The sequence below is a fragment of the Methylomonas sp. 11b genome (assembly GCF_000515215.1).
GTDB lineage: Bacteria > Pseudomonadota > Gammaproteobacteria > Methylococcales > Methylomonadaceae > Methylomonas.
The window spans coordinates 4502075-4525685 of the sequence record NZ_KI911557.1 but is presented as its reverse complement, the minus strand read 5'-3'; the positions used below and the strand labels follow the sequence as shown (position 1 = coordinate 4525685).

At 53.0% G+C, this 23611-nt stretch carries 17 protein-coding genes and 1 tRNA gene; 2 read left to right on the top strand and 16 right to left on the bottom strand.

Annotation, left to right across the window (positions count from 1 at the left end):
* Positions 1–182: 182 nt before the first annotated feature.
* The 7 genes from METH11B_RS0121800 to METH11B_RS0121770 form a co-directional block, all read right to left on the bottom strand.
* The gene (locus METH11B_RS0121800) at positions 183–1286 is read right to left on the bottom strand and encodes a HupE/UreJ family protein (RefSeq protein ID WP_026603855.1); all 1104 of its coding nucleotides are present in this window, start codon (positions 1284–1286) and stop codon (positions 183–185) included.
* A 10-nt stretch (positions 1287–1296) separates the two neighbouring features.
* Entirely contained in the window at positions 1297–3516 is a 2220-nt protein-coding gene (locus METH11B_RS0121795; RefSeq protein WP_026603854.1) for a TonB-dependent receptor, read from the bottom strand.
* Between the two features lie 87 nt (positions 3517–3603).
* Positions 3604–5016: a HupE/UreJ family protein gene (locus tag METH11B_RS28055; RefSeq protein WP_026603853.1), complete on the bottom strand. Its 1413-nt coding sequence runs from the start codon at positions 5014–5016 to the stop codon at positions 3604–3606.
* Positions 5017–5222: 206 nt separating this feature from the next.
* Complete coding sequence (fba, locus tag METH11B_RS0121785; RefSeq protein ID WP_026603852.1) at positions 5223–6233, bottom strand: class II fructose-bisphosphate aldolase; 1011 nt, start codon at positions 6231–6233, stop codon at positions 5223–5225.
* Positions 6234–6306: 73 nt separating this feature from the next.
* The gene (locus METH11B_RS0121780) at positions 6307–7731 is read right to left on the bottom strand and encodes a sigma-54-dependent transcriptional regulator (RefSeq protein ID WP_026603851.1); all 1425 of its coding nucleotides are present in this window, start codon (positions 7729–7731) and stop codon (positions 6307–6309) included.
* Entirely contained in the window at positions 7721–9793 is a 2073-nt protein-coding gene (locus tag METH11B_RS28050) for a DAHL domain-containing protein (RefSeq protein WP_026603850.1), read from the bottom strand. The genes METH11B_RS0121780 and METH11B_RS28050 overlap by 11 nt, the downstream gene beginning before the upstream one ends.
* Positions 9790–10812, bottom strand: coding sequence for a cytochrome-c peroxidase (locus METH11B_RS0121770; RefSeq protein ID WP_231499652.1), 1023 nt, complete (start codon positions 10810–10812; stop codon positions 9790–9792). Before METH11B_RS0121770 ends, METH11B_RS28050 begins: the two co-directional genes overlap by 4 nt.
* A gap of 398 nt (positions 10813–11210) precedes the next feature.
* Here METH11B_RS0121770 and METH11B_RS0121765 point away from each other — a divergent pair, with 398 nt between their 5' ends.
* Positions 11211–12053: a hypothetical protein gene (locus METH11B_RS0121765; RefSeq protein ID WP_026603848.1), complete on the top strand. Its 843-nt coding sequence runs from the start codon at positions 11211–11213 to the stop codon at positions 12051–12053.
* A gap of 171 nt (positions 12054–12224) precedes the next feature.
* On the opposite strand, the gene METH11B_RS29280 is transcribed toward METH11B_RS0121765, so the two are convergent.
* Positions 12225–12443 (bottom strand): bacteriocin, encoded by a 219-nt coding sequence (locus METH11B_RS29280; protein WP_155931176.1) that lies wholly within the window; start codon positions 12441–12443, stop codon positions 12225–12227.
* 416 nt (positions 12444–12859) lie between these two features.
* Between METH11B_RS29280 and METH11B_RS0121755 the strand changes: the two genes are divergently transcribed.
* Complete coding sequence (locus tag METH11B_RS0121755; RefSeq protein ID WP_026603846.1) at positions 12860–13132, top strand: hypothetical protein; 273 nt, start codon at positions 12860–12862, stop codon at positions 13130–13132.
* A gap of 57 nt (positions 13133–13189) precedes the next feature.
* Here the strand turns inward: METH11B_RS0121755 and METH11B_RS30055 are convergent, their stop codons facing one another.
* From METH11B_RS30055 to glmM, 8 genes are all read right to left on the bottom strand, one after another.
* Positions 13190–14800 (bottom strand): sigma 54-interacting transcriptional regulator, encoded by a 1611-nt coding sequence (locus METH11B_RS30055; protein ID WP_026603845.1) that lies wholly within the window; start codon positions 14798–14800, stop codon positions 13190–13192.
* Between the two features lie 188 nt (positions 14801–14988).
* Complete coding sequence (locus METH11B_RS29595) at positions 14989–17655, bottom strand: formylglycine-generating enzyme family protein (RefSeq protein ID WP_026603844.1); 2667 nt, start codon at positions 17653–17655, stop codon at positions 14989–14991.
* A gap of 4 nt (positions 17656–17659) precedes the next feature.
* A complete protein-coding gene (locus tag METH11B_RS28040) occupies positions 17660–18664 on the bottom strand; it encodes an AAA family ATPase (protein ID WP_026603843.1) in 1005 nt (334 codons plus the stop codon).
* Positions 18665–18670: 6 nt separating this feature from the next.
* Positions 18671–20470: an SEFIR domain-containing protein gene (locus METH11B_RS28035; protein WP_197026984.1), complete on the bottom strand. Its 1800-nt coding sequence runs from the start codon at positions 20468–20470 to the stop codon at positions 18671–18673.
* 420 nt (positions 20471–20890) lie between these two features.
* Positions 20891–20975, bottom strand: a tRNA-Leu gene (locus METH11B_RS0121730).
* Between the two features lie 16 nt (positions 20976–20991).
* Positions 20992–21393: a preprotein translocase subunit SecG gene (gene secG / locus METH11B_RS0121725; protein WP_026603841.1), complete on the bottom strand. Its 402-nt coding sequence runs from the start codon at positions 21391–21393 to the stop codon at positions 20992–20994.
* A 21-nt stretch (positions 21394–21414) separates the two neighbouring features.
* A complete protein-coding gene (gene tpiA, locus METH11B_RS0121720) occupies positions 21415–22161 on the bottom strand; it encodes a triose-phosphate isomerase (RefSeq protein ID WP_026603840.1) in 747 nt (248 codons plus the stop codon).
* 54 nt (positions 22162–22215) lie between these two features.
* The gene (gene glmM / locus METH11B_RS0121715) at positions 22216–23556 is read right to left on the bottom strand and encodes a phosphoglucosamine mutase (protein WP_026603839.1); all 1341 of its coding nucleotides are present in this window, start codon (positions 23554–23556) and stop codon (positions 22216–22218) included.
* Positions 23557–23611 lie beyond the last annotated feature (55 nt).

Below are 23611 nucleotides of genomic sequence, written 5' to 3'. Positions count from 1 at the left end.
TTATTAAAAAATCTTTTTTACTCAGACGCTTACCTGAAAACCCATCACCGCTTTACCCAAACGACAGGCAATAGCAATCCGTGGCTCGGATGAACCATTTTTTTGGATCAGGATTGAATCAGGCCAGTTTAGGTGGCCTTGAGGCAGCAACTGCGGGCTTGGATCCCGCCATTCGGTTGTATTTACAGCATGATTCGCTCCACCAACCAGAATGCGCCCATCAAGCTGACGGCAATCGAACCGGCTTTTAGAAACTTCTCGGCAGTCTCGACTTTATTATTCAGCCACCAGATCATCGGCAACACGATAGCGGCGACGGCGATTTGTCCGGTTTCTATGCCTAAATTGAACGACAGCAAGGGCAACAAGATGCCGGTATCGCCCGAAGAAATATCCATTTCCTGCAACACGCCGGCAAAACCAAAACCGTGGATCAAACCAAAACCAAAGGTCAACCAGTGCCGGCCCTTGGGATGGTCGCCGCGGATGATGTTCTCCACACCCACATAGATAATCGTCGCGGCAATGAACGGCTCGACAAAACTGCTGGGCAACTCGATCAAGTTAAGTCCGGCGCAAGCCAGGGTGATGGAATGGGCTATCGTAAAAAACGTGATGATTTTCAAGGCCGGCCAGAAGCTGTGAGTGACCGCCAACAAAGCGAACAAAAACAGCAGATGGTCGTAACCGGTGACGATGTGCTCGATGCCCAGCTTAAAAAAATCGCCAAACGCCGCAAACGGAGCTTGGGGGGACTCCGCCGCCGCGTTAGCGATGGGTAAACTGATTTGATCGTCGTGTTTGCCCAGCATTTTCTCGGCAAGCGCTTTGCCGTCGGCGTCCCTGACCGTCAAATACTGCTGATGGCCGTCGGGCAGCAAAGCCAAAAACTTCGACTGTAGCAACAAAGCTGTTTGCACATGCGCCGCATAGTGCAGTTCCACCCGCGCATTATTTTGATCGTCGAAACTGACCTGCCCAGGTTCGCTAGGCTGAACATCCCGGCTATCGACACTGACGCGCAGTTGCGCGGCCAGCAATTTGGCAATTGCTGGCTTGGCCGCTTCACGCTCGGCATCGGTCACCTCCGCGTCCAAATCGCTATCCATCGGCGCGAAGGCTTCGATGTCTTGCAAGGCAAAGGTCACCTTGGCATCAATTTGCGCGGGTTTGATCGTTACATCCAGCGAGCTCAGGCCGGGCGGATGCGCGTAAACCCAGACCGATTGGATCATCAACAATGCCGCCATCAGCCATCGTCCATCTTTAAAGGTGCGAAATATCATCAGGCTGCCCTTAAAAATTGACCGTGATGGTGCCACGCACCATGCGCGGCTCTACCGGATGTTTCATTAGGCCTGCCCCGGCGACGCCGTTCGGATAGTTATATTCGTAGTTGTAGGCAATATCGTTGCTTTGCGAACCCAGGATGTTGAAGATATCGATCTCGAACTTGTATTGCTTTTGCTTATAGCCCGCGCCCAGGTTGACGATATTGGTATCGCCGGCCCAAACCGCGCCTGATTCATCCAAGGGTACGCTGCCGAAATGTCGAAAACGCAAGGTGCCGAACAGGCCGTTGGGCGCTTCGATCAGGGCACCGGCACTGATTACTCGGCCCACCGAATTAGGAATGAATTTATTGGTGGCGCCGTCCGGAGCTTTGTTGAATTGAGCGGTCGTCAGCGCATAATCGGCGTCCAGCGTCAGCCATTCGGTGGGTTTGTAGTAGTTGGTAAACTCGATACCGTAACGTTGCGATTTACCGTTGACTTCGGTAGTACCGGCATCGCCAACGAACACCAGCTCTTCGCTGGATTGCAGCCACCACAAGGCAAAGGTACTGTTCAAACCGGGGATGATATTCGTGCGGGCGCCAACCTCGCCGCCGCGCGACCAGGCCGCCGGACGAATCCGTGGGCTAACCGCATTGCCGTCCGGGTCCAAATCGGTGCCGGTCACTGGATGTACTTGCAGCGTAGTGCCGCGTGCATCGTTGGAGTGATAGCCGTAACCGATATTCGCGAAGTATTCGGTGTTGTACCAGGGGCCGACCACCAAACTCAGTTTCGGACTGATCATGGCTTTGCCACGGCTGCCGGAGTTAGCCGCATTGGTCTCGGCCGTGCCGCTGCCGCTGGCCAAAACCTCAACCTCATTATTGATGAAATCGCCACGCAAACCGGCGATGGTGCGGACTTTATCGTGCCAGTGGGTGGTGTTTTTGAAATAGGTGCCCACCGTGGTCACACCGACATTGCTTTTGCTGACGGTATTGACGATCTGCCGGGCTGTGGTTTCGTATAGACCTAAGTCCATGATCTGGTCGTTACGAAATTGCAGGCCGATGCTGTTGTCCATTTCAAAACCGAACAGCTTGTTGTAGCGGGTATGCTCGAAATGACCGCCGGTTTGTACTCGGCGCTCGGTTTGCAAAATCTGGTCGCCGCCGTCACCGCGGGTAAAGCCGCTGAAATTGGAGAATAAATTCAAATCGGTATAGACCGCGTAGATATTCGCGTCGTTTTTCCAGTTGCCGCCCTGGTTCCAAAAGCTGGCCGAGGCGCTATAGCGGTTGGTCTCGCCGCCGTCGGTCGGGTCCATGCTGCCGTACAGGCCGATGGCGCCGCTATCAATCGCGGCTTGCGGGATCTGGTTGGTGGCAGTCCAGCTGTTGGTATAGGCTTTGCCGTTGATTGCCATGCCCCAATCGCCGCGATCCAGCGTGTAGCGCAATTGGCCGTTAAATTTCTTCGAATCTTCCGGCACTTCCCAAACACCGTCGTACAGATTGAATTCGCCGGCATAGAGCAAATCGCCGTCGCCGATTTTATGGGAATTGGCCACCAGCGTTCGGTAGTAATCAAACGACCCGGCAGTAAATTTGGCGATACCTTTATCCAGCCTGTCCATACTGAACATTTTGGCGTAACCGGCCGCCGAGAAGTCCCCCACTTCCGCGTAATACGGGCCCTTGCCGTATTCGACTTTTTTCACCAGCTCCGGAATGATGCTGTTGATGTCCATATAACCTTGACCGTGGGCGTGGGTAGTCATGTTCATCGGAATACCGTCGACGTAAGTCGTAAAATCGGTACCGTGGTCCAGGTTAAAGCCGCGCAGGAAGTATTGGTTGGCCTTGCCGGAGCCACTATGCTGGGTGGCGACGGCACCGGGTACCACTTCGACCAATTCGCCGTTACGCGAGAACGGCCGGTATTCGAATTGCTTCTGGCTGACTTCGCCTTGCGAGGCCGACGGTGCAATACCGATCAAATTCTTGCCGCGGCCGTCTTCTTCCACTTCCACCGCGCCCAGCTCTTCCGTGTTATCGGCTTTGGCCTTCACCTTGGCTTTAGCCGGTTTGTCGGCAGTATCGGTAGCTTCGGACTGCGCCTGTTGTTCCGGCTGCTCTGTGCCGGGTGCAGCCTGGAGCGTCGCGCAGCTTAGGCCCAAAATGATTTCCAGGGCGACAATCAAAGGTTTCTTTTTCGTCATTGCGATATACGGATTCATTTCAGCTCCTTTACTGACCGTTAACAGGTGTTAGCGCACAAAAGACATGGGCACAGCGGACGTGGGTTAGGGTGTGCATTGCTTTCCTCATAAGTTGAATATGTGGTTGATTGTTATTGTTATGTTTGGAACGGGAAACACTCGGTCGAGCGGTTTTACTGACATTGCAAACGGCAAGCTAATTCGGCTTACCGGAAGCACATGAATACTGAAAATGCCGCCTGGAAACCTAGCGTCGGCGGTTAAGTACGATAGAAATTTAGTGGGGCAGAGAAAGCTGCCATGAGCGGATTGCCAGGTAAGATCTTGATTACGAACGGCGCAATCAGGCCTGGAGTATTCGAGCGTTTGGGTATGGAGATTGCCGCTATGAGGTTGGGCAAATTTCGATTGAAGATCAGACTCTTCAATGAATGAATTCGGGGTGGTGCAGGAGTTTTGGAACGCTTGCGGAGCTAAAACACTTGATACGGGCGGCGAAGTGAGGCCGACGCCGTTGCTGAGCAGATGTTTTCCGGGGGTGTGATTGACATCCCGATAGTAGTGCTTGAAATCCAATCCGGCATTGACCAGACGATCGCCATCGAATATCGCCCTATCCCGGCAAATAGCCAGCCCCTGAGCAGGCTTAGCTTTGGCCAGCAGCTGATGACTGTGCGAATGCTCGGCGCTAACCAGTAACTTTGAGCCACTGGAACCGCTGTGTGATCGGACACTGCCTAGCTGGTCTCGACAACATGTCGATTCGGCATCGAGTATTCGCTGCCGGGAGAACGCGTTATCATTCCCTGCCCCTCCTGCAATCTGCATGGTCAGCCAGAACGGCGCAGTTTGCTGCAAACCGGAATCGTGAACCAGTTTGACAGACGCGTCCAACCGGTCTTCATGGATGGAATCGGCAGATTTAGCCAGCGCCGCATTGGCAAACATGGCGGTCAACAGGCAAGTGGCACAGAACACCACCAATTTGGCTACCAAGATGCCGGCGCCATGCAGCAGCAAAGTCGCCAGCATGAATCCCAAAGTGTATGAAATCAGACTGGCCGAGGTGGATATTTCCTGACCGTGCGCATAACCGTGGAAAAACGCAAAAAACGCCACGATCAACACGTTGACTTTGGCGCTGAAACGCACCTTGCGGGTAATCAGGACGCTGAATACCGCGCACGATAACAGGATGATGCCTTCGACGCTGGGCAGCGCGATACCTGCAGCGCCGGCCAAACCGCCAAGACTCATCACCCCAACGAAGGCCAGCGGCAGCATCCAGATAGCCTGTCCGCGCAATTGCGCAGCCCAGATGCCGACGGCCAGCATCGTCACCAAATGATCCCAACCGTTCAATGGGTGGCTAAAACCATTGCTCCAGCCGATACTATCGAAACCGACGATTTGCTTACCCAAAAACGCCAACAACAAAACCAAAGGCAACCCAAAAGACAGCAGCTTACTTAGCTTACGTCTGGCAGTTGATTGTTTGTTAAGGAGGTTGGCTGGCATGGTGCGGTGATGGATTAGGTATTTAGTCTGATTAAATGTCGGTTAAAAAATAGCCAATAGAATTTGCGGAATTATGATACTGGTTTTTATGTGATGAACCTAAAACTTTCTTGCGCGTGGCCGGCAGACCTAGTTGCCAAACCTGACACTCCAAACTGCTTACGTCGAAGCCATTTTCGAACGATCAACGCCGAGGGCCTTGCCGCCTACTTATAGCGTTTCGCCATTTCGCTTAATGGTTTGGCTTTAATTTTACCGGCATGTCCAGCGGAACCGAATGCTTCGTAACGTGCCCGACAAAGCGTCTGCATGGCGTCTCTAGCGGCCTGGTAAATCTTGCGGGCATCCAATTCTGAGGCATTTTCCGGCTGGGCGACGAAACGGCGTATCGCGCCGGTGGATGCCATGCGCAAGTCGGTATCGATATTGACTTTGCGCACCCCGTATTTAATGCCTTCCACAATTTCCGCAACCGGTACGCCATAGGTTTCTGCAATATTGCCGCCGTATTCGTTGATGACTTGCAGCCAGTCTTGCGGCACAGAACTAGAACCGTGCATGACAAAATGCATATTCGGCAGACGCTGTTGCAAGGTTTTTAAACGGCTGATCACCAACACTTCACCCGTCGGCGGCTTGCTAAATTTATACGCCCCATGACTGGTGCCGATGGCCACCGCCAATGCATCGATCTGGGTTTGTTTGACAAATTCTACCGCCTCGTCAGGATCGGTCAGCAAGCGACTGTGATCCGAATCCTGCTGATTTTCCAACGAGCCCAGGCAACCGATTTCCCCTTCCACCGACACACCACAGGCATGCGCCATATTCACCACGCGGCGGGTCACCTCGACGTTATATTCAAAAGATGCCGGGGTTTTCATGTCCTCCAGTAAAGAGCCATCCATCATCACCGAACTAAATCCCGATTGAATAGCCTGGGCGCAGATGTCCGGCGACGGCGCGTGGTCTCTATGCATCACCACCGGAATATGCGGATATTGCTCGACGGCGGCTAATATCAAATGCCGCAGAAATACCTCGCCGGCATAACGATTCGCCCCAGCCGAGCCTTGCATAATCACCGGACTGTCGCAGGTATCGGCCGCCTGCATAATAGCCTGCACTTGCTCCATATTGCTGATGTTAAAAGCCGGCACGGCAAAGCTGTGTTCCGCCGCGTAATCCAAAAGTTGTCGCAATGATATTAAAGCCATGAACGGCTCTCCTTAGCTTGGTTTTATTAGATTCTATATGGAGTCTCGCAGTATCTATCCGCTGGTTATCGGCTCAGAAGCTCTCCGCGTCGCGGCGAATCAGTCGCTTGTTTAAAGCCTGCCGGCTTATACCTAGCAAGCCGGCGGCAACACCCTGATTGCCTTGGGCGCGCTGTAAGGCTTCCGCAATCAGCGACTCTTCGGCTTCCTTCAAAGTCGGCAAACGCTCCGGAAACTGGCCGGACAAAGCGGTCAGTCCGTCCATTGCCTCGCCATCTGCATTCATCGGCGCTTGGTCGGCAATGGCCTCCTTGAAGCTCTGCAAGGACAACACCGCGCCCTGACTGCGGGCCACCGCATCGAATGCCATGCCTTCCAACTCGCGGATATTGCCGGGGAACGCATAGTTATGCAACCACTGAAACAGCGCCGGCGGCACGCTGGGTACAGGCTTTCCCAGGCTGTCGGCGGCCTTTTCCACGAAATGCAGCGTCAGTTGCGGCAGATCCTCCCTGCGTTCGCGTAGCGGCGGCAGTTGAATATGATGGGTCCGCAACCGAAAATATAAATCCTTGCGAAAATTGCCTAGTTCGACCTGGCGTCTGACATCGCAATGGGTAGCGACGATAATCCGCGCCCGGTTTTGCCGGGGCCGATCCGCACCTATCGGGTAAAACGAACCATCCTGCAATAAGCGCAACAGCTTGACCTGCGAAGCGATGCTGAGGTCGCCGATTTCATCGAGAAACAGCGTACCCTCGCCGGTACTGGCGAGCAAACCGTCCCGAGCCCGTTCGGCGCCGGTGAACGAGCCTTTGGCGTGGCCGAACAGCGTGTCGGAAAATAGCGTATCGTCCAAACCGGCGACGTTGACCGCCACCAAGTCGCCAGTTCGCCCGGACAGACGATGCAAGGCGCGGGCAATCAACTCTTTGCCGGCCCCGGTTTCGCCGGTAATCAATACCGGCTGCGGTGAGGCGGCAATGGCTTCGATGTAACGGAATATCGCAAACATGGCAGGGCTTTGGGTAACGATGTCGGCGAATCCACTGGGCTCGTGCGGGCTGTTGGTTAACAGCCGGTCTTTCAGCGACAAAAACTCCGCGCGCAGCACTCTGCCCTCTACTGCCCGCCGCACCGCAGCCACCAGACAATTTTGCTCCACCGGCTTTAGCAAATAATCGCTCGCGCCGCTGCGCATACACTGCACCGCGATTTGCAAATCGTTGGTGGCGGTCATCATGATCACCGGGATTTCCGGATACTCGGCGGCTATCTGCTCCAATAACTCCTTGCCGGACAGATGCGGCATGGTCAGATCCAGCACTATTACGCCGACGGGCCGGCTAGCTAGTAACGGCAACACCTTCCGACTGTCGTCCAGAGTCAGCACCTCGGCGAAGCCGGCGCTGCGCAATACCAGACTGGCGCTGTGCAGCAATTGCGCTTCGTCGTCCACCAACAAGATAGGGAGGTTGCCCAGATCTTTACATTGCATGATTCGCTTCCATAGCTGGCACCGGATTTAGCGGAAAAATGACCCGGGCGCAGGTGCCTTGACCCGGCGCGGATGAAAAACTTAAGCGGCCGCCCTGGGCGCGCAGCAAAGAGGCGCTGATCGCCAAACCCAGCCCGGTGCCGCCATTGGCCTGCTTCGTGGTAAAGAAAGGGTCGCATAGTTGCTGGATATGCTCGGCGGCTATGCCAATGCCTTCGTCGCGGACTTCCACACACACGTGCCCGCCGTCGTCCAGCAGTTTGGTGGCAACGCTAACAGACTTTTGCGGGTCCGGAAGTGCTTCCAGTGCATTGATCAGCAGATTGACCAGCACTTGCTCCACCTGCTGTGGATCACCGTGCAACAAGGGCAAAGCTTCAGCCAAATCGGTTTTGAAATGCTGCGTTTTTTGGTCTATCAAATGTTTCAATAATCGCACTGCCCGTTCCACCACCTCATTGATAGCAAAAGACACTGAGGCCTCCGCACTTTGCGGGCGCGCATAATTTTTCAGTTCGGCGACGATGCGTTCGATACGTTTTGCGCCATCGTTAATGTCATGGATCAGCACCGCCGCACTATTACGCATTTCGCTGTAAGGCAAACCGCCCAACGAAAACTCACCGCTCGCCTGATAGCGATCTTCCAGAATTTCCAGCGCATCGCTCCAAATATCGGCGAGCAAACCGGAATTAAACAAAATCAGTTGATTGGGGTTATTGATTTCGTGGGCGACGCCGGATACCAAGGTACCTAAGGCCGTCATCTTATTAGCTTGGATGAGTTGCAGTTCTTGCTGCCGGGCTACTTGTTCCAAGTGTTTACGGGCACTAATGTCGCGGATGATGGCAGTCAGATAGCGCTCGGTGCCGCGCGTCCAACTGGATAGGGACAATTCGACCGGAAACTCGCTGCTGTCCTGCCTAAAAGCTATCGAATCCAGCATCGGGCTATTGAGTCGATTTATCTCCCCTTCTTCCCGAATTTGGTCGAAAAAGTCTGGCGACGGGTTTGCCAGCAACTGCTGAAATGGCTGCCCCAACATCCGGTCGGCCTTAAACCCAAACATTTGGTGCGCGCCCTGATTCCAGGAAACGATGTTACCTTGCATGTCCGCGGAGATAATCGCTTCATGGGCTGAGTCGGTGATGGCCCGCAGCCGGGCTTCACTTTCCCGCAACCAGGATTCCGCTTGCAAACGTTCGTTGATTTCTTGTTGCAGGTTGGCGTGGGCCCGGCGCAAAGCCAGCGTGTTCGCTCTGAGCAGCGCGAATTGATACAGCAAATACGCCAGCAGGACCACGGCGACCAGATATAGCGCCAGACGATAGACGTCGGCTTGTTGCTCCACGCTGTCGCTGTACTGGCGCAAGGCTTGTTGCAAATCATCGACCCGGCTGACGATAGGCTGGGCGATGATTTGTCGTAATAGCGTATCCACCTTAGGCGAGACGTCTATGATCAGCCGGCCGTGGGCGATCAGCAGCCGATAGTCATCTGACAGAGCGGCAAGTCCGGCCAACCGATCAAGCTCCTGCTGGATTTCGTTGGCTAATTCCAGCTGCGGGCTGTCCATGAAACTGAACATCAAGCGCCATAAATTGCCCAGCTTTGCGCTGTCAGCGGGCTTTGCTGAGGCCCGCAAGTTCTTACCGATCTCGTCGAAGGACATCACCGAATTGCGCAGCAAGGCATTGTCCGATTTGAGATACTCGATTTGCACCAAGCTATCCTGGACAGTCGCGGTTAGCTGGTCCGCTAATTTACCCATTAGTTTTTCGGCGTCAGCATTTGCCGGTGGCAATTCGGTTTGCAAACTCTGCGATAAACGCAGCAGTTCCTGACCGGCTTTTGTTAGTGAATCGTAGTTAGCGAGCAGACCGGCACGGGCCAGCAAAATATCGCGCATCAATTCGGCATCGCGCAATTCGATGATGCGCAGCGTAGTTTGCAGGCGGTTACGCCTTTCCAGTTCCGGACTGGCGCTTTGTAGCCAGAGATAGGTCAAGGCCAGCAACAGACCGGCGACGATCAGCCTGGGCTGCCAGGAAATAGCAGTCATGGATTGGTTGTGTTCTTGACGACCAAAGCCTTGCCAGCATATTCCCCAGTCAATGTCCGCAGAAATTTGACGATAGCATCGCGCTGTTTCGTCGCCAGCCGTTTGCCTAATTGATGCTCGGCCATCGTATCCACCGCCGCTTCCAGATTGGCGGCACGACCATCATGAAAATATGGCGCTGTGACGGCGACATTGCGTAAACTCGGCACCCGAAACACGCCCCGATCCCGCTCATTGCCGGTCACGCTAAAACGTCCCTGATCCACGGGCCCCTGCTGGCCTTGCGGTGCGCCGAATATGCCGAACTTCTGGAATAAATTGCCGCCCAGATTGACGCCCTGATGGCAAGCCACACAACCCAAGGCATTAAACTGGTGATAACCCTGCTGTTCATCAGCATCAAGCGCCGCAGTGTCGCCGCGCAGAAAACGGTCGAAGTGCGCATTGGGCGTGATCAAACTGCGTTCGAAATTGCTCAAGGCATCGACCACGTTGGCTTTCGTCAACCCGTCCGGATAGGTCCGGTTAAACGCATCGACATAATCAGGCACCGTGCGCAGACGCTCGAGCAACTCCGGCCATTTGGCGTTCATGATTTTCGGATTAAGCATGACTTTTTCGGTATGCGCCTCCAAAGTGGTGACTACGCCATCCCAATTGAAAAAGTAGTTAAAGGAAACGTTGAACAAGCTGGGAGTATTGCGCAGCAGCGAAACACCGTCCGCCGATTCGGCACGGACCTTACCGTCCATCCCGCCGCTGTCTAGTGGATGACAACTGGCGCAAGAGCGCTGGCCTTGATCGGAGAGTTTGGGATCGTGGAATAAGCGCTGCCCCAACACCACGCGCGGGGCATCTAAGTCCACCGTGAGCGGCAACGGTGCCAGCGGTTCCGGCGTTTGCGCCTGCACGGCAACCGATAAGGCTATACCTAAACATCCCGCTAAAAAAAGCCCAGGATTACTTTTCTGCTTCATGTTTACTTGTGTCAAAGCTTGGTTTACGAATCCGGTCTTCATTCTATCCTCGATTGAAATAGCGGTAAGCCTAAATTTCGCACTGGCTAAACGGCCTTTTGCACCGGTAATCGGCCACATTTAAGGGCCTGGCAATCATTCTGCTAATCCTCTCCGAAACCACCCAGCGACAAAAGTTGCTGACTATGCAGCTCTGTCAACCGTCCTCCGTCGCTTAACGCCTTGCACCCATCCGCTTTCAAGCGCTTTAGCCGCAACTTCCGTCGCACCCTCTCGCCAGAAAAATCATGTCACAAACAATCATAATTAACTGATTTTTAAACATTATTTATAAAAAAACACTTTTGGCACGCTACTCGCATTGTTAGAGACAGAAGCTGTCAGCAGTTTCTTTATCCGAGACAAGTTCTCCGCACTTTAACCATTTTAGGAGTATCCCCATGCAAACCAAATTAATCCCCATTCTGGCCATTTCCACGCTATTTGCCGCCAACGCCGACGCCGCAGCCTTCACTTTCAGCACCGGCAATTCGGATTATAGAATCGCCACCGGCGCACAAGCCGGCGGCACCAGCAAGGAAATAGAATCGGCCGACGATTTCGTGTTGACGCAACATACCCAGCTAAACCAAGCCACGTTCACCGGGTTGCTGGCCAACGGCGCCACGCTCGACGACATCGCCAACGTCAATGTAGAAATCTACCGGGTATTCGGAAAAGATTCGGTCAATCCGCCATCCGGCCGCGTCCCGACCCGTGTCAACTCGCCTTCGGATGTGGCGTTTTTGGGCCGCGAATCGGCCAGCAACTCGCTGAGTTATAGCGTCACTTTACTCAATGGTAACGCCTCGGCCGCCAACTCGGTAATAAACGGCATCCATCCGTTGCCCGATCAAACCACCGGCGGCGAAGGTGCGGTTTCCGGGCAGGAAGTGAGATTTGAGGTTAATTTTAACGACGCCATCTCGCTGGCGGCCGACCATTACTTTTTCGTGCCGCAGGTGGAATTGAAAAACGGTAATTTTCTCTGGTTATCTGCAGCCAAACCGATAGTCGGCGGCAGCGGCCCGTTCACGCCAGACCTGCAATCTTGGATACGCGACGGAAACCTGGACCCGGACTGGCTGAGAATCGGCACCGACATCGTCGGTGGCACCACCTTCAACCAAGCCTTCTCGGTATCCGGCGTTTCCGCGGTACCGCTGCCCGGCGCGACCTGGCTGTTCCTGAGCGGCATGCTGGGGGTAATGGGTTTGGGTAAACGTCGAAAAGCCGCCGCGTAAATCATCCTGCGCTCCCTTCCTTCCTACCTGCCATGCCGTTGGCGATCATCTTGCTGGCGGCATGGTTTTTTTGCCTAGAAAGCTACTCAGCGATGCCAAGAAGACGTTTATTTATTTGCTTGCCACAACGTAAAAAAGCCGGCACTTGGCCGGCTTTCTGATCAGAACCTCTTACTTTACGAAGAAGCCGATCTCAGCGGGTGGTAACGGTTGGGGATTAAGGCTTACCATGTTAAGCCTGCTAACCGCGCTATTGAACAGGTCGGGCAGAGGGCCGGGTTTTGGTCCTTTCCAAAAACCGGGGTAAGTAGTTCCGCACCAACCGCCGGATACGTTTTGCAGTTCTTCAGCATTCAGAACTCTGAAACTTTGATTTAATTGAGCGTTCATTTGACTGGCTCCTTTGAAATATCGAAAAATTACCACCTGTAAAAAGGTGGCTCCAAACCGCGAGTCGAACCGATCAGCCTTGAAACCGACCATTAAGGCAGGATGATTCAACGTGCTATTGCTCGTGACCAGAAAGGTCCATTTTCTGCCCAGAGCCAGAAAGTAAGGCCTATTTCTATCCGACCGGCAACGAACGTCTATCAGTCCTGTCACCAATCCCTGTGATGTCGGCATAGTCACTGTACGACTGCCGCACCCTTAAATCTGTGGAAAAATACCTGCTGCCGCCGGCAATAGTCCCTAGCGTCCCAATTACCCTGCTCTGACCATAATTTCGAAAGCTTTCGGTTCATCGAGTAACATTGATACAGTCGCCCTGAAGCGGTGCTGGCCCCTAAAACACACAGGAGAAAAATATGCAGCAGTTTATTTTCGGTTTATTGATAAGCATTGCAGCAGCCACCGCCAACGCCCTGCCGCCACCGGAGGCGAGATCGTTGCCACTGGAAGAGATAAGCCTGGAGCACATCAATATTCAAGGCCAGATCCAAACCTGGCGTTTACATAAGGTATGTATCGACGGCCAAGCCTATCTGCTAATCACCGGCGCCACTGGTCCGGGCGGTATATCGGCGGCGTATAAGGACGGCAAACCGGAACAATGTCAGATACATCCTGCTGATAAATGACATGTCCATCCTGAGTACAAACTCTGCTAGGCCTGTCCTTACGTCCGCTTACCTACTTCAACCCAGGGCAAGACGAAAACCAATATCGTAGATACGGTAGTCTGGCTGGCGCCTAATACGAATCGCGGAACGCACGAGCCTACCCTGAGAGTACCAACCGCCACCCCGCAACACGCGGTCACGGTCTTGATCCGACAGATCGAACAGCGGATCAGCTACATCGTTCCTGCCCAAATCAGCCAACCCGACATCTTGGCACCATTCCCAGACATTGCCATGCATTTCGTACAGGCCCCACGCGTTGGCAGGCAAGCTTTTCACCTCCACGGTGGTTTGGCGGTATTCGCCTTTTTCGCCGCCGGCGTAGGGAAGGTCGCCGTTATAATTAACTTGCCGCGGGGTAATGTAGTCCCCGAAACTGAATGCTGATTCGGTGCCGGCCCGGCAGGCGTATTCCCATTCAGCTTCGCTCGGCAGACGAGCATGCAATACAGCGGTTTGCCGGCTCAGGGTGTCAATAAATTGCTGAACCTCATACCAACTGACCATTTCAACGGGTTTTTGGGAATCGTCGTTAAAACGGCTGGGATTCTCCCTCATCACAGACTCCCATAAGCCTTGGGTACATGCGGTATCAGCCAGCCAAAAACCCTTGGTCAGGGTAACCAGGTGCCAAGTTTCTTTGCTTTCATTCCAAGGCTCGCGGTCCGGCTCGCCCGGCGGCGAACCCATCCAAAAACTGCCTGGCAAAATCCAACGAAAGCGTTGAACACACCCTTGGTAGTGCAACTCGGCAAACAAGCCAAATGTGTCTTCGCCCCAAGCCCTGGCCCAGGAGGGAGGAAACTTCTCGGGTAGTAGCTTTGGTGAAATCGAAATAAAAGATGAAAGTGCGGGTCTGAATTCGACCGGCAAGTTTTCCTGCTCAATGACTGTGCCGGGAAACAGGATATTCAAACGCTCGCACAAATCACGCAACTCGCGAATATTGCCTGGCCAAGCGTAGTCGCGCAGTAATTTAATCGCCTGATGACTGAGAACCGGTGCTTGCCAATTGTGGAGTTCGGCGAAGTCCGCCAAAAAGTGATCGGCCAGTAGCGGGATGTCTTCCTTCCGTTGGCGTAGCGGCGGTAATTCCAACGGCACGACATTCAAACGGAAATACAAATCTCGGCGAAAAGTGCCGTTGGCGACTTGCTGGTTTAGATCGGTATTGGTGGCGGCAATGACTCTGACATTAACACTGTAGAAGTTGGTGTCGCCCACCGCCAAGCATTCGCCTGTCTCCAAAAAACGCAGCACTTTAGGTTGAATGAATAGCGGTAAAGAATTGATTTCGTCGAAAAACAACGTGCCGCCGTCGGCCGCTTGAATCAGACCCTGCTTATTGCTAATTGCGCCGGTGAATGCGCCCTTAATGTGGCCGAACAGTTCGGACTCCCATTCGACTTCCGTCAGACCTTCCAGCATAGCGGCGCAATTTAGAGTAATGAAAGTTTGGTTGGCGCGGGGGCTTTCTTGCTGAATGGCAGCAGCAAGCAACTCCTTCCCGGTACCGGTTTCACCCTTGATCAAAACAGTGACGTCGGTGGCCGCAACTATACGGGCGCTTCGGATTAATACATGTATTTCCGGCGATTGACCGAGAATGGCGTTAAAGTGACTCATCGATAAAACCTCTCAAAGCGTCATGGTAAGTTCTGCGCGCATAACATTCAGCCATGAGAGTTGGAACCGAAAAACTGATGTTTTCATGATGACTGCCTTCCTGAAAATTTATTGTCACCGTCTCCGGCCTGACCGCCTGCGTTCCACTCCGGCTGTCCGTCCGGAGTTGTGCCTGCCAGAAAGCGCCTTCAACCTAGGGCAAGACGGAAACCGATTTCGACATCACTGTTGCCTGACTGGTACCTGCCACGGAAAGCGGAACGTACTTCCCGGCCGATAGTGATCCAGCTGCCGCCGCGCATCACGCGGTCAAGGTCTAGATCCTGCAAATCAAACAGCGGATCGGTCATTGGCTCGCTGCCCAAAGTCTCCTGCCAACCGTCCTGGCACCATTCCCAGACATTCCCGTGCATTTCGAACAATCCCCAGGCATTGGCCGGCAGGCTTTTCACCGCCATCGTGGTACCACGGTATTCACCTTCTTCGCCGTTGGCATACGGCCGATCACCGTAATAGTTGACTTGCTGCGGGGTAATGTTGACTCCGAAACTGAACGGCGTTTCCGTGCCTGCCCGGCAGGCGTATTCCCATTCGGCTTCTTTCGGCAGGCGAGAGTTCAGCGAGGCCGTTTGCCGATTTAGGACTTCTATGAATTGCTGAACGTCATCCCAGCTAACCGTCTCAACGGGTTTCCGGGGATCGTCGTTAAGACTGCTGGGATTCTCACCCATCACCGTTTGCCAGAAAAGTTGAGTACAAGCCGTATCGGCCAACCAAAATCCCTTTGTCAGCGTCACTGCGTGCTGTACTTCGTCATCATATCTCTCTATCTCCGAAGTAGGTGAACCCATCATAAAACTGCCAGGCTCTATCCAGCGAAAGCGCTGCGTCACAGAGCGAAAGCTCAAATCGGCATACAAGCCAAAGCGATCGACACCCCATTCCTTGGCCCAAGCCGGCGCCACCAGTTGATTCAAACAGATTTGCTGGCGGCCGGTGTGCAGCCAGAGGTCCCCGGCATGCAATTGGCTCAATGGCAAGGCCACAGATTGCAACAGCGGATCGGCCAGCACTGGCTGCTGCAGCCAATGCCAGGGCCGATAATGCAATGTTTGCCCGGCCTTTTGCACCGACCAAAGCAACACCTGCCGATCCAGTTTCAAGGTTAGCAAACGTTGCCAGCCCAGTTCTATTTGAAAATCCGTATGGTCGATAACTAGCGCGCCATCTTGGTGTTGCAACAAGTTGACCGACTGTGGCGGAATATCCGGCTGGCTTTGCAGCCAAGCAGCCCAATCCAGACCAACCGGCAAGGGCTGGGTATCCATAGGCCGGTTGCGGCTGACGGCAACCGACAGCCGATTCAGGTAAGCCTCGCCGGACAGGCTGACGGCGGTATGCTGCAAGTGGTGGTCGGCCATGTTCAGCAGCAAATGCCGGGCGGCGCGATGGTATTGGCCACTGTCGTCTTCTTGCAAGCTTTGGGTCAGTTTATGAAAAAACCCGCGAGCCTCTTGCGCATGGCCGTGTTCCGACTTTGCCAATTCGGGATTCACTCGGCTGGACCACAGCAAGGTTTCTTCATGATGGATCATTTGCGGCAAGCCGGCATGATACCGGCGCAGACAGGCCAACAGCTGTTGCTGCAAAGCGGCATCGAGCGCAGAAAACGCTCGCTGCCATTCGGCCGCCACCGCTTCGTTGACCGCACAGGCGCCGGCTGAGGTGTTCAATCGGGCATCCAGCCAGACCGCACCTTCCAATCCGGCATTATCGGCCTGCATCGGCAAGCTAAGACGCAGAGCCCGCAATAAGGCCGGTTCCGCGCGCGTCGCCATCGCCAGCAGGGTCAGCAACACGCGGTAGGCTAGATCGTCGTCACCGTAGACGTTGGCCTGATGCAAAGGCGACAGTTTAGCCACCGGTCGCAAACTGCTATCCGAACTAAGACGAAGCAACGGCAAGAGGTTGGCCGCTTCCGCCAGCAATTGGCTGTACGCCAACGGTGCGGCCACCAAACAGGGTATACCCTGCCGGCGAAAAGTCTGTAAGCGGTGCTGCCAGATTTGCCGGGCATAGGGCCTGGCGTTATCCAGCATACCCAAGTCGCTGGCTATCAATAGGGTTTGGTGGCTATTTGGCTGCGGCCAGGGCCGAGTTTGCGGCGATGAATAACTATGCAAGGCGGTCGCATCCGACCGATATAGTACCGACACCAGCAGGCGATCTTTGAGCAATTTACTTAGATTGTCTGCCAGCCAATGCCAGTCATCCCAGTAAGGGGTCAGGCGGTCGGAAAAATCCAGAATTAAATGCACTTTAGCTGGCCAGGTTTGCCGGGTCTGCCGGGGCAGTCGCTGAACCCATTTGGCTTGCGCTAATAGCTCGGTGAGCCCCGCGACATCCACGCTGGCTTTATGGCGTTGCGAGACGGTCTGATGCAAACGCGGCCACAGTCGTGTCCAGGGTACCAGCGGCTGAAAGGGTGGAACGCAGGCCGCTTCGTCCCAAGGCAGCTGGTCGTCGTCGCTTAACACGCCGTAGTTGGCCAGAGACGCGGGGTTCTGCCACTGTTCTTCACTGGCGGCGACTTGCAAATATTGCGCATGCAGCGGGCGGAAAAGGCCGCGCGGCAATCTTGGCGTGCCGGTTTGCGATGTAAACCCTGGCAACTGGCTAGTCAACTCGGTCACGCCCTGCTCTGGCTTTAACTGACCAATTTTCGAAGAAAAATCGAAACCAAGGACGTCCGCCAGCGCCATCTGCCTTTCGCTGCCGGCGTCCGCATGATCCACAAGCATTTGCAACAAATGGGCGCGCCCGAGCGCGGCTTTGCTTGAGTTGTCGGAGAGCATCGGGCTAGCCGGTTAACGAGGCGCTCTTACGGTAGGCAAATGCGCATATCCGCTCCAACCAAACTTGCTGTGTATGCGGATCGTCCGGTGCCAGCTGATGCAGGCCGCGCAGTAAATCCAGGTATTCCGCCAATCCCGGTAAATGCGCCTCGCCGCGCAATTGCTGCCGGTCTTCCATCAATATTTTTGCGGCTTGATCGAGGATGGCTTGAGCCATTGCCGGACGACCATCGTCATCCGGCTCAAGTTCGGGATCACGGTAATGACTGCGCGCACGATCTTTGATCCATAGTTGAAAATCATCACCGGCAGCCAAAGGTAAAACCAAACAGCGGCGTATGAAAGCGGCGGGTAGTTCGCGATCTTCGTTGGTGGTGATGATAATTAACGGTTTGCACTGGCTAGCTTTGATTTCGTAAGCTTCGGCACAGGGCAAGCGAAAACCACTGTTGGCCAGTACCTCCAGCAGACTGTTGGGTAATTCGCTGTCCGCCTTGTCGATTTCGTCGAGTAGCAAGACACAACCTTTGGTTTGGGCACGTTGCTGTTGATCGATAGCCTGGCTTTTTTGATCTTGCAGTTTTGCATCTGGACGTTGTGCGTGAACTTTAAAATCATTTTGCCATTGTTCGGCACGTTGCCAATCAATCGCCCACCATAAAGCGCCGGGAACAATATAATGGCGAATGTCTTGGGCACGCTCTTTTTGTTGTGCCTGGGCATCGGCCAGCCTTGCTACGGCATCGAAACGCCACAGTAAATCTTGTGGTTCGCTACGTGCGGTGACAACTTCGTAGACAAACGCCCGCTGCAGAAACTCTGCCGCCGCCCGCGCCAGATCACTTTTACCGGTGCCTGGCAATCCACGCACCAGCAAGGGCCGACCGCTGGCTTGCGCTAACTGAATCGCATCCTGGCAACGACCATCCAGCAAATAATGACTGGCGGGCCAGGTACCGACGGCGGGTAGATAATAGGTGATGGGGTCTGGGTGCTTGATGTTGGTCATAAAATGTCAACTGATCAGGGGAATCAAGAGTTGGCTAAGCTTTTCGATGCTGCCGGCAATGCTGGCAACATTTTTGAAACCTTCCAGCGTTTTTGCAGCGTTGGCAAGGGTCAACTTGTCGGCTTGCGGTTTGGCAATTTCGGTTTTCAGGGTTTCTGTGGCGGCTAGAATCTCCGCATATGGTTTTCTTTCTATGCTTTCATCCTCATCAGCAGCGTTTTTAAGGCGTTCCAGTTGGTCAGCTAGTGATTGCTTGGTGCTGCTTTCGATGGTTTGGGTGATATTGTTTCCAATAGCAGTACCGGGACTATTGTTAACCACATTGACGGTAATCGGCGAAGTGGTTTGATGGCTCATACTGGTTTCCTTTTGTTGAGTTGCGATGGCTTCGTGACCGGTTCGGTAAGGCGCTATGCGCTCAACCAACATGCCGCGAATATCGTCTTCGCTGACGTAAAGATAATCCTTTTCATCACCTGAACCGACGTCGCCGTATACAAATACCGGCAAATAGCGGCCGATTTTGCTGAGAAAATATTCAGCGATTTCGTTGTTTGCCAAAGGATGTTTATCCAAACTGCTTTGGTGGATGCGGATGCCTTTGATGGGTCGATTTTGAGGATTGGTGTCGTAAGCACGCAGGCGACTCGACAACAAAGTCACTGCGTTGTCGCTATCCGCATTTGGATCGGCAAGACTACGTAATAAGTCTTTAGCTATTTCCCGACATACGCGTTCTTTATCCCAATGCCCACTCGGCGGTTGATAATGGCTGTGGTCGTAAATATCCGACTTCTGTCTGCCATTGGTAAATTCATCATTCCCATAATCCGGAATCAGCGCTTGGTTATTGCGACTCGCCGAGAATAAATCCAGAGTTTCCGAATAATTAAACGGTACGCGGTTGATGCGATCAGCGTTGACTTCGTCCTTTCGAATCAATGTGTGTAGCAAATAAGCCAATAAAGTTTCTGCTTCCGACACACTAGATTTATCTTTGATCGCATCAAGTGCGTCCAGCAAAATTAAAACTTGCCGCCTACGCCGCTCATCATCCGCTTGGTTGACTAAATAGGTTGCAAAGTGTTTGTAGTCGGTTTGATGGCTGGAAAAGGCAGTATCGAAATGATCATCAATGAGCTCGACGAATTCGGTAATCAGTGTCAGCAATTCAGGGCGTTGAAACTGAGCAGCCAGATTATTGATTAGTTTTCCCCTGCTTTGTTGACCAATTTCGTTAACTGGTTGATTGGCAGCTGTGATTTGGATCTTTTCAATTGATACCCGATCAATTTCTGCTCTATGGTTGATCGGAGGTAAAACCATCCGCTTACCGATGGGTGGTTTTACAACCTCAGGTTGTTTGGTCAAAACCCGGCAGAGTCTTTCATAATCGGAATTGATTTTATAAGTTGAACCACGTTTTAGGATCAATGGAACATGGTCGATACTGCCGTGTTCCGGAATCACCGGCAGAAACTTGGTATTTTCCAAAAAATCATCGTACAACGTTTGGCTGATCAGTAAACCCTCGAAATTTACGCCCCTTCCGCCCAGTCTATCTTCGCCTTTGAATCGTTGCAGATAACTCTCTGTACAAACCACTAGCACGAATTCAGCCCATTCTATTTGCCGCTCCATCCAGCGAATCCAGCCCTCTGGCGGAGCTCCATTGATAAATTGATCGATCTCACAATCGATGCCGTCGTTACGCAGACGAGAAGCCAAAGCCAGAATGTCAGACTTGTGCTCTGACGTATCGTGGCTATAGCTAATGAACACCTTCGGAAAAATTTGCTGATCCAAGTACAAATCCCTGCTTTGGTTTTATTGGACCCGTGATTTCGCAACGTGAAATAGGTCTGCGACTCAAGACTCCGTCAAGCCAATGGTAACAAAATCCAAAACTAGTCAGTAGCTCAGATTTGATTTTTCATGGGCTCCAAATCTCAGCAATGGCGGCCGCTTGGGCTCCGGGCGTTAAGATGTACCGACAGATCCCCTTGCAACCCTTATCGTTCTGCTTAGTTGTCCTTTAAACCGCATCTTAATTGAGCTTGATAGCCATACAAACACCTTACAAGGTCTGAGATACATTCCGTGCTGCATATCAGACTGGATTAAGGCAGACCACACCCGATAAATATCATGAGGCATAAAAAAACCCGCTAAGCTAGAAAGCTTGCGGGTTTTTTATACTTCTTTGCACTTCCGTGCATCTTCAAATGGTACCGACGGGCGGATTTGAACCGCCACGACTTGCGTCACCACCCCCTCAAGATGGCGTGTCTACCAATTTCACCACGTCGGCTTAATTTGTTACGAGCTTACTTTGCCGCTGGTTTTTCGACTTCTTTGATAGCCGGCGCTTCAGGTAAGGTAAGTTCCTGAATTGGCAAGCTGCCGTCTGCGGGCATGCCCTGAGTTAGCGGCACATCAGACTTAACTGGTTCAGCAGCAGGCGTCGAATCCAATATGACGTCGGTTTTTTTACCTTGATAGCCGCTTAATACTGCCAAGCCTAAGCTGGTAATAAAAAACAAGGTGGCGAAAATAGCAGTGGTTCTGGACAAAAATGAAGCTGAACCTTGGGCACCGAATACTGAACCGGATGCGCCACCGCCGAAAGTCGCGCCGGCATCGGCGCCTTTTCCTTGTTGCATCAGGACTAAGCCCACGATGCCTATACCCAGGAAGATATGAATAATTATTATAATTTGGTACAACATAAAGACCTTAATCGGATGAAACTAAACCGAATGGCAAATTTGCAGGAAGCCTTTTGCATCCAGGGATGCGCCACCCACCAATCCACCATCAATGTCGGGCATAGCAAACAAGCCTTTTGCGTTATCTGGCTTGACGCTACCGCCGTATAAAATTTGTACTTTTTCCGCGATTACCGGATTTCTATCGGCAATCCGTTGACGAATGTACTTGTGTACTTCTTGCGCTTGCTCATCGGTCGCCACTTTACCGGTACCAATAGCCCAAACGGGTTCGTAGGCAATCACAGCTGTTTCGAACGCTTCGATGCCTGCGGCGGCGATCACGGCGTCCAATTGCTCGTCAACCACTTGGAAGGTTCTGTCTTGCTCGCGCTCTTCCAGCGTTTCACCAACGCAAAGCACAGGCACTACACCTTTGCTTAGGGCTTGGCAAAAACGTTTGGCAACCGATTCATTGGTATCGCCATAGTAGCTGCGACGCTCGGAGTGACCCACCAATGCATATTTGCAGCCGACTTCGCTGAGCATTGCCGCTGATACTTCGCCGGTATAAGCACCGGATGCTTGGTCGGCAACATTCTGCGCGCCAAGTGCGATAGGGGATGCAGCCAATACGCTACGAATATCTGACAAATAGACGAATGGAACGCAAACCGCGACTTCTTGCTGAACATTACCAAGACCATCAGCTAAAGCTTGAGCAAGTTTTTGCCCATCTTCCAGCGAGCCGTTCATTTTCCAGTTACCCATAATCAAAGACCGACGCATTACATCCTCCGAGCTAAATAAGACCGCATATAATATCGAGTTAAACCTTTTAGTTCAAGCCGGAATCGCTTTCTTGACATCGGCAGCGAGTTGGTTTGCAAACCTCACAACCTCGTCTTCGTCAACGCCTTCCACCATCACTCGGATCAACGGCTCGGTACCGGACGATCTCAGCAACACCCTGCCCCGCTCTCCCAGTTTTTTCTCTACTGCTTCCACGGCTTTTTTGATGCTGTCGATCTCTTCGATTTTGACTTTTTTATCGATTCTGACGTTAACCAACACTTGCGGATATTTGCTCATGCCGGATTTAAGCTCATTCAGGCTTTTACCGGTGCGTTGCATTTCCGCGAGCACTTGCAGGGCGGAAACGATGCCGTCGCCCGTGGTGGTTTTATCCAGACAGATAATATGTCCGGAGCCTTCGCCACCCAGCATGCCTTTGTGCTCCGTCAACATTTCCATCACATAACGATCGCCTACATTTGCGCGCAACAAGGGCACACCGACGGCTTTCAGCGCATGTTCCATGCCCAGATTCGACATCAGAGTGCCTATTACCGGCCCGAACAGCTTGCCTTCTTCCAGACGTGATTTAGCAATGATGTAAATCAACTCGTCGCCATCGACGATTTCGCCTTTGTGATCGACCATAATAATCCGGTCGCCATCGCCATCCAGTGCTATGCCCAAATCGGCGCGAAACTCCAAGACCTTCGCGGCGAGATTTTCCGGCTTGGTGGCGCCGCACTCGTCGTTGATATTTAAGCCATCGGGATCGGCACCGATGGTAACTACTTCAGCCCCCACTTCACTGAACACGTGCGGAGCAATGTGGTACGTCGCACCGTTGGCACAATCGATGACAATCCGCATCCCTTTAAAGTCCAATTGCGGCGGCACGGTTGCTTTACAAAATTCGATGTAGCGACCGGCAGCATCGCTAACCCGTTTGGCTTTACCTAATTTTGCCGATTCGACAGTGGTCATCGGCGTATCCAGATATTGTTCGATCTGATGTTCTACCTCATCCGGCAATTTGGCGCCGTCCACCGAAAAAAACTTGATACCGTTGTCGTAGTAAGGATTGTGGGAAGCGCTGATCACAATGCCGGCTTTGGCTCTTAAGGTCCTAGTCAAGTATGCGATGCCTGGGGTGGGCATAGGTCCCAACAAGCGGGTATCGACACCAGCCGCCGACAAACCCGCTTCAAGCGCGGACTCGAACATATAGCCGGAAATCCGCGTGTCTTTACCCAACAACACAAAGCCGCTGCCTTCCTTGGCAAACACTCTGCCTGTCGCCCAGCCCAGCTTTAGCATAAAGTCGGCAGTGATGGGGTATTCTCCGACCTTGCCGCGAATACCGTCGGTACCGAAATATTTTTTTGCCATACTCAAAACTCTCTTAACTAAATCCCAAAAAAAAGAGAGGCCGGAGCCTCTCTCG

What these genes read in the sequence shown, in the direction of transcription:
- tpiA (WP_026603840.1), bottom strand. Translation starts at nt 22,161, where the DNA reads ATGCGTCGGTCTTTGATTATGGGTAACTGGAAAATGAACGGCTCGCTG.
- METH11B_RS0121765 (WP_026603848.1), top strand. Translation starts at nt 11,211, where the DNA reads ATGCAAACCAAATTAATCCCCATTCTGGCCATTTCCACGCTATTTGCC.
- METH11B_RS29280 (WP_155931176.1), bottom strand. Translation starts at nt 12,443, where the DNA reads ATGAACGCTCAATTAAATCAAAGTTTCAGAGTTCTGAATGCTGAAGAA.
- METH11B_RS0121770 (WP_231499652.1), bottom strand. Translation starts at nt 10,812, where the DNA reads ATGAAGACCGGATTCGTAAACCAAGCTTTGACACAAGTAAACATGAAG.
- glmM (WP_026603839.1), bottom strand. Translation starts at nt 23,556, where the DNA reads ATGGCAAAAAAATATTTCGGTACCGACGGTATTCGCGGCAAGGTCGGA.
- fba (WP_026603852.1), bottom strand. Translation starts at nt 6,233, where the DNA reads ATGGCTTTAATATCATTGCGACAACTTTTGGATTACGCGGCGGAACAC.
- METH11B_RS28050 (WP_026603850.1), bottom strand. Translation starts at nt 9,793, where the DNA reads ATGACTGCTATTTCCTGGCAGCCCAGGCTGATCGTCGCCGGTCTGTTG.
- METH11B_RS0121800 (WP_026603855.1), bottom strand. Translation starts at nt 1,286, where the DNA reads ATGATATTTCGCACCTTTAAAGATGGACGATGGCTGATGGCGGCATTG.
- METH11B_RS0121795 (WP_026603854.1), bottom strand. Translation starts at nt 3,516, where the DNA reads ATGAATCCGTATATCGCAATGACGAAAAAGAAACCTTTGATTGTCGCC.
- METH11B_RS28055 (WP_026603853.1), bottom strand. Translation starts at nt 5,016, where the DNA reads ATGCCAGCCAACCTCCTTAACAAACAATCAACTGCCAGACGTAAGCTA.
- METH11B_RS29595 (WP_026603844.1), bottom strand. Translation starts at nt 17,655, where the DNA reads ATGCTCTCCGACAACTCAAGCAAAGCCGCGCTCGGGCGCGCCCATTTG.
- METH11B_RS30055 (WP_026603845.1), bottom strand. Translation starts at nt 14,800, where the DNA reads ATGAGTCACTTTAACGCCATTCTCGGTCAATCGCCGGAAATACATGTA.
- METH11B_RS0121755 (WP_026603846.1), top strand. Translation starts at nt 12,860, where the DNA reads ATGCAGCAGTTTATTTTCGGTTTATTGATAAGCATTGCAGCAGCCACC.
- METH11B_RS28040 (WP_026603843.1), bottom strand. Translation starts at nt 18,664, where the DNA reads ATGACCAACATCAAGCACCCAGACCCCATCACCTATTATCTACCCGCC.
- METH11B_RS0121780 (WP_026603851.1), bottom strand. Translation starts at nt 7,731, where the DNA reads ATGCAATGTAAAGATCTGGGCAACCTCCCTATCTTGTTGGTGGACGAC.
- secG (WP_026603841.1), bottom strand. Translation starts at nt 21,393, where the DNA reads ATGTTGTACCAAATTATAATAATTATTCATATCTTCCTGGGTATAGGC.